Annotated in this window: 7 protein-coding genes; 4 read left to right on the forward strand and 3 right to left on the reverse strand. The window is 40.5% G+C overall.

The features are described 5' to 3' along the window. Positions 1–23: 23 nt before the first annotated feature. Positions 24–1,076: an alpha/beta hydrolase family protein gene (locus KI375_RS26325; protein ID WP_244853103.1), complete on the reverse strand. Its 1,053-nt coding sequence runs from the start codon at positions 1,074–1,076 to the stop codon at positions 24–26. 351 nt (positions 1,077–1,427) lie between these two features. Here KI375_RS26325 and KI375_RS26330 point away from each other — a divergent pair, with 351 nt between their 5' ends. From KI375_RS26330 to abc-f, 3 genes are all read left to right on the forward strand, one after another. Beyond that, the gene (locus KI375_RS26330; protein ID WP_212976335.1) at positions 1,428–1,982 is read left to right on the forward strand and encodes a PadR family transcriptional regulator; all 555 of its coding nucleotides are present in this window, start codon (positions 1,428–1,430) and stop codon (positions 1,980–1,982) included. Positions 1,983–2,131: 149 nt separating this feature from the next. Further along, positions 2,132–2,269 (forward strand): RAxF-45 family protein, encoded by a 138-nt coding sequence (locus KI375_RS27745; protein WP_280528689.1) that lies wholly within the window; start codon positions 2,132–2,134, stop codon positions 2,267–2,269. A gap of 165 nt (positions 2,270–2,434) precedes the next feature. Next, complete coding sequence (gene abc-f / locus KI375_RS26335; RefSeq protein ID WP_212976336.1) at positions 2,435–4,063, forward strand: ribosomal protection-like ABC-F family protein; 1,629 nt, start codon at positions 2,435–2,437, stop codon at positions 4,061–4,063. A 117-nt stretch (positions 4,064–4,180) separates the two neighbouring features. Here the strand turns inward: abc-f and KI375_RS26340 are convergent, their stop codons facing one another. Then, entirely contained in the window at positions 4,181–4,360 is a 180-nt protein-coding gene (locus KI375_RS26340) for a type II toxin-antitoxin system antitoxin (RefSeq protein WP_212976337.1), read from the reverse strand. Between the two features lie 12 nt (positions 4,361–4,372). Continuing rightward, positions 4,373–5,218 (reverse strand): SPFH domain-containing protein, encoded by an 846-nt coding sequence (locus KI375_RS26345; RefSeq protein ID WP_212976338.1) that lies wholly within the window; start codon positions 5,216–5,218, stop codon positions 4,373–4,375. Positions 5,219–5,511: 293 nt separating this feature from the next. On the opposite strand from KI375_RS26345, the gene KI375_RS26350 reads away from it, so the two are divergent. Then, positions 5,512–6,294: alpha-helical endospore appendage domain-containing protein (locus tag KI375_RS26350; RefSeq protein WP_483861606.1), on the forward strand; the 783-nt coding region annotated here is incomplete at its 3' end.

The following is a 6,294-nucleotide window of genomic DNA, read 5'->3' on the forward strand; positions in this document are numbered from 1 at the left end:
CTTATCTAACTTCAGAATTTCAATCAGGCTTGCAGTGTTTGGTCCAGCCATTCGAATATATAATGATTAAATAACTGTAATGCCCCAAAATGACAATGTTCCTCCGCAGCCTCTTCTTTAGTAAATTTCCGATACGTTTTTGGACAAACCAAGGCATTATACAATTGCTCAGGTTGACCGGAGAAAAATTGATCCGTTTCCGCTTCACAAACCAGGGTTGGACAAATGATTTGATTAGCAACACCTTCTAAGGTATATGGTTCAGTCCTTTCCAATAATTCAAGAATGGAATTTGCTCGAAAGGTGAACTTCCCATTTTCTATCGCCCAACGTACACCAGTATCCTCTCGCATTAGTTCTTTAACTTTCTCTTCAATTTCTTCCCGTGATACGTTTTGAACGTTTTCTTGCTCTTCTTCCATGTATGCTGCGCCCCTCTTGCTAAATTGAAAGCTATATAAACCATCGTTAGCAATACAGGCAGCAAGACGGTGTTCATAAGCGGCCGCACGTGGCGCAAGCAATCCTCCTAAACTGATTCCCATAAGAGATATTCGTTCAGAATCCACTTCAGGACGATTCAGTAAATAGTCGACAACTGGAGAAACCACATGTTCCCAATCCGGCCGAAACGGGAGATGTTGCTCTCTAAGAATAGATCCTTGACCTGGCCCTTCAAACGTTAGGCAGTTATATCCTCGTTGGATTGCCGCTGCTGCCCCTCCAAAATATAATTCTTCTCCTGTTGAATCATAACCGCCATGTATCACGAGGGTCGGGCGGGGTTGGTGCGAATCATCTACTCGATAAAAGTAACCGGTTAAGGTTGTATCCTCATATGGAATATTCACCTCTTCAACAGGCGTATTCATCAATTGACAAGCCTGTCTAAATGTGTGCCGACTGTTCTTCCATGTGGATAATATCCGTGGATCTTCAGGGTCCCCATGCAAGAAAAACTCAGCTGTTCGATAATAATTTGATGCCCTAAGATAAGCCTCCCGAGCGCTGATTCGTTGGCCAGCTGCCAGCGCAGAATAGCTAACCAGTGTATTTGTTTGGCGGTCGTGTACCATTCCTTATGCCAACTTTCGAAGTCCCCTTCCTTAATTCTATAAGCAGTCATCAGACATTCCCCAATATCCGCTCCTCCATAGGTTGCATAGCTTGTAGTGCGTAGTAGCTCGAACGAAAAGGTTTGATCTTCAAATATAAAACGCATATCCATCACTCCTTGTTTTTTGTAAAAATCTATTTCATAGGTTAAAATTAACTTATAATCATTTATATATCAATAATAACCTATGTTAAATTTAATCTATAGAAATAAATAATCCTTCATACTAGATTGCAATTGTTCAAAAGATTGTTGAAAGCTTTTTTATAGGTTAATATTAATTAACAACATACGAAAAGGATGGGTATGAATGAGTTCAATTCGCTTTGCTTTACTTAGTTTATTGGCCCGTGAACCACTGAGTGGATACGATATGAAGCAACAATTGGATGGAAGAATTAATATTTTTTATAAAATAAATAATAATCAACTTTATCCCAACCTCTCAAAACTACGTGACGAGGGACTTATAGAGCTACAATCATATGAAAAAGCATCATATAGACCAGCGCGAAAGGTTTATAAAATCACAGAAGAAGGTATTGAGAAGCTGAAATCGTGGGTTATGGAACCAAGTGCACCGGGTGCCTGGGACGAATTTCTGTTAAAACAGTATAGTGGATGGCTGGTTGATCCGGAAGTCATGCTTCTACAGGTTGAAGAGAAAAGGAAAGAGCATGAAAAACGCCTTGAAGAATACAAAGATAAGATTGATAACCTTAAAAAGCAGCATAGTCCTTTAACGAGTAACGAACCATTTTTTTCGTCGATTGCTGTACTCGAAATGGGGATCGGCTTTGAGCGTAGCTCCGTGGAATGGTGTGAGAAAATAATAGGCTGGCTAAAGGATAATAAAATGTCATAGGTTTGCGATTAGACGTAGCTTCATTCTGCAGTTTTTTATCTGCCTGAAATGGACTGAACAGGAATAGTTATCAAAAGGGCTTGAAAAATCTTTCTAAAACTTATAGGATGTATACTATATACATTACGATGAATTGGAGGTGGGTAGAGATGTTACATCAAGCTGTTTTAGTGCACGGATTTTGGACTGAGTTCTTATTTTTTAACCGTGCAAAATTTGCCGCTTTCGTTGTTAACGGGATACGTATGTCCTTTTTTAACAACTTAATAGCAGATGTAAAACGGTGAAAACATCTCTAAACCCATTATTATATTTACTTGGTTGAAGAGGAGCTTTTTCATGCTCCTCTTTTTTTATCCATATTTTTTTATGAAGTCATGGGGAAGTGTATTTCCCATGGCTTTTTTTGTAGTCATATTTCATTTCGTATAAGTACAAAGGAGGCTGTATTAATGATTGCATGTAGTGTTCAAGATGCTACAAAGCTGTATGGTGGTAACACTATTTTTAGGAATATAACATTTGAAATAAAAGAGAATGACCGAGTTGGTTTGGTTGGTCGAAATGGAAGTGGTAAAACGACATTATTAAAATTATTATCTGGAGAAGAAACGCCGGATTCAGGCCAAATTCATTGGAAAAAAGGTTCACAAATAGGATACGTGAAACAAATTGCCGACTTCAATCAGCAATCAACTACGAAAGAGGTTTTAAAAGGAGCCTTTTCAAAATTATTGCGTATTGAGGAAAAGATGAAAAAGCTGGAAATACAAATGAGTACAGAGGTCATCGACTCCAACATGCAAAAACTGATGGATGAATATGGTCGTCTACAAGATCTGTTTTTATCGGAAGGTGGTTATGAAATAGAATCCACCATGAAGAAGGTCGTGAATGGTTTAAATATGAATGGATTGTTAAATAAACGATTTTCTACACTTAGTGGCGGAGAAAAAACAAAAGTGGGCTTAGCCTTCATGCTTCTTAAAAATCCGAACTTTTTATTATTAGATGAACCAACGAATCATTTGGACATCGCGTCAGTGGAATGGTTAGGGAATTTTCTACAAAATTATCAAGGAACAGTCGTAATAGTATCTCATGATCGTTACTTTCTAGATGAAATGGTGAATAAAATTTTAGACTTAGATGAGGGAGAAATTCAGTGCTTTGAAACAAATTACTCAGGTTATGTAAAAGAAAAAGAAGAACAACTGCTTAGAGAATTTCAAGCTTATAAAGAGCAACAAAAGAAAATAAAGAAAATGAAAGAAGCAATAAAAAAGTTGAAAGATTGGGCGAACAGGGCGAATCCCCCTAATGAAGGCCTTCATAAACGAGCAAGAAATATGGAAAGAGCATTAGAAAGAATGGAAAAATTGAATCGTCCAACACTTGAGAGAAAGAAAATAAATTTAGAAATGGAAGCCACTAATCGAAGCGGAAAGGATGTGATCGTTTGTCAAGATGTTTCGAAAAGCTTTGGAGATCGCCAACTTTTCCAGCAAGTAAACCTGCATATTACTTACCAACAGAGAGTGGCAATCGTTGGTGAGAATGGAACAGGAAAATCAACGTTAATCCAATTAATGTTGCAGCAATTACAGCCTGATAGAGGTGAGGTTCGCATAGGAAGCAATGTCAAAATCGGTTATTTATCTCAGAATATTTTTTCTGATCTGGGGAATGAAACGGTCCTCGACACATTTCGCCATGAGGTAATCATGACCGAGGGAGAAGCAAGACAAGTGCTAGCAAGATTTTTATTCTATGGACATACGGTCTTTAAAAAGGTGTCACAACTTAGCGGCGGAGAAAAAATGCGTCTGCGACTAGCTCAATTGATGTATCAAGATACTAATTTACTCATTTTAGATGAGCCCACGAATCATTTGGACATTGAATCATTAGAAGTATTGGAAGAGGCACTAGAAAGTTATCATGGAACGATTCTAGCCGTTTCCCATGACCGTTATTTTCTTAATAAGCTGTTTGAAAAGATTTATTGGATCCAATCAAACAAAGTACATTGTTTCGAAGGCAATTATCGTTGGGCAAAAGAAAAAATGCTGATTGAATGACACCGAATCATTACAGCAAAAAGCCATAAGAAATCGGGTGCGATACCAATTTCTTATGGCTTAACTATTGGGTAAAGTGAGCCCTCTCAATCTGTAATCGAGTCAACACCACTTCCATTAATCTTCCTCTGTATTTTTGTCTTCTTTTTTCGGTAATCTACCTGCTCGCTTAACTGATTCTCTGAGCAAAAATTCGACGTGACTATTGACACTGCGAAATTCATCTTTTGCCCATCGTTGCAATGCATCGTAGAGTTCGGGATCAATGCGTAGTGGAAAGTTTTTCTTTTTAGCCATCATATGACCTACTTATTGGTAAAGTGATCCTGTATTAATAACGGGCTGGGTCCCCTGGTCCGAAACAATCGCAACAAGTAAATTATTGATCAGTGCTACTCTACGCTCATCGTCTAATTCAACAATATTATCTGCCTCTAAACGAGCAATCGCATCCTGTGCCATCCCAACAGCACCTTGAACAATTTGTTCACGTGCAGAGATAATCGCACTTGCTTGTTGACGTTGTAACATGGCTTGAGCAATCTCTGTAGAATAAGCTAAGTGTGTCAAGCGAGCTTCAATCACCTCAACGCCAGCAACCTTTAAACGTTCTTGAAGTTCTGTTGTCAATTCATCCGATACTTCATCTGCATTGCCACGCAGTGTTAGCTCATCATTGGTAAACGAATCATATGGATAAGTGGTCGCTACTGCACGAATGGCTGTTTCGCTTTGAATTTCAACAAACTGTTCATACTGATCCACATCAAAAACGGCCTTCGCCGCGTCAACGACCTTAAATACAACTACGGCTGCGATTTCGATTGGGTTCCCATTCACATCATTTACTTTCAATCGATTACTATTGAAGTTACGTACTCTTAAAGAAATCGTTCTGCGTACAGAGAATGGAACAGTGATTAATATCCCTTCCCGACGTACCGCTCCCATATACTTTCCTAAAAAGATAACTACAATAGATTGATTTGGTTGCACAATCGTAATCCCACTAATAAGAACAGCAGCAATAATAATCAGCACAATTCCTAAAATAAGTTGTGATTGAAAAACAAAAAACGCACCAATAGCTAGTAAAACAATAATCAAACCGATCCCCAATATTCCGTTTATGCTCCAAGCTTTCCGTTCCTCCATGAAATCACCCTTCCATATCTTATTTATATTATTATGATATCACTTTTATATCATAATGTAAATTCCTTTGTAAGAAATCAGCTGGACATGCGTCGCTCCATTCTTTCTACTCTAGGCCTTTTTCACCTCGAACCGCCTGTTTTTAAAGAAAAATCAATAAAGAATAACTTTGCCCATACCGACTTGCTTAATGTGAATATATTGAATGAGAAAACAGCATTTAAACGCAGGAAATTCCTCTGGTTAAATGATGCCGCTTTTCATTCTATATATCATTTGAAAGGAGCAGGACAATGTCTCTACCTAATATCCCCAATTTCACTCCTACTATTTCTGTTTCAAGAGATGATGTAATCAATTTACTACTCGCTTCCATTGCCATGGAAGAATTAGGACTTTCTCATATTATTAATGCAGAAGGAGAAAAAATCCAATACGCATTAGGTACAATACCCGGTTTAACTATCCCATCCACATTGGATGAAATTTTGGAGGTAAATGAGAGTGTACAAGATATGCTTTCAACTGCGATGAAAAAGGAGCTAATCTTAGAGGATAAATTAAGACGTGTAACAAGTATCATACCAAGTGGTGATATTGGACCGACCGGCGCTACTGGGCCAACCGGCGCTACTGGACCAACCGGGGCCACTGGGCCGACTGGTGATCCTGGACCAACCGGCGCTACCGGACCCACCGGGGCCACTGGGCCGACTGGTGATCCTGGACCAACCGGCGCTACCGGACCCACCGGGGCCACTGGGCCGACTGGTGATCCTGGACCAACCGGCGCTACCGGACCAACCGGGGCCACTGGGCCGACTGGTGATCCTGGACCGACTGGCGCTACTGGGCCAACCGGGGCCACTGGGCCGACTGGTGATCCTGGACCAACCGGCGCTACTGGACCAACCGGAGCCATTGGACCGGCGGGGGCTACTGGACCAACCGGCGCTACCGGACCAACCGGGGCCACTGGGCCGACTGGTGATCCTGGACCAACCGGCGCTACTGGACCAACCGGAGCCATTGGACCGGCGGGGGCTACTGGACCAACCGGCGCTACCGGACCCACC

The sequence above is a fragment of the Bacillus sp. J14TS2 genome, from assembly GCF_018333015.1.
Classification (GTDB): domain Bacteria; phylum Bacillota; class Bacilli; order Bacillales; family Bacillaceae_C; genus Lederbergia.

Coding starts and splice junctions, on each gene's coding strand:
- KI375_RS26330 (WP_212976335.1), top strand. CDS start 1,428: ATGAGTTCAATTCGCTTTGCTTTACTTAGTTTATTGGCCCGTGAACCA.
- KI375_RS26340 (WP_212976337.1), bottom strand. CDS start 4,360: ATGGCTAAAAAGAAAAACTTTCCACTACGCATTGATCCCGAACTCTAC.
- KI375_RS26345 (WP_212976338.1), bottom strand. CDS start 5,218: ATGGAGGAACGGAAAGCTTGGAGCATAAACGGAATATTGGGGATCGGT.
- abc-f (WP_212976336.1), top strand. CDS start 2,435: ATGATTGCATGTAGTGTTCAAGATGCTACAAAGCTGTATGGTGGTAAC.
- KI375_RS26325 (WP_244853103.1), bottom strand. CDS start 1,076: ATGGTACACGACCGCCAAACAAATACACTGGTTAGCTATTCTGCGCTG.
- KI375_RS27745 (WP_280528689.1), top strand. CDS start 2,132: ATGTTACATCAAGCTGTTTTAGTGCACGGATTTTGGACTGAGTTCTTA.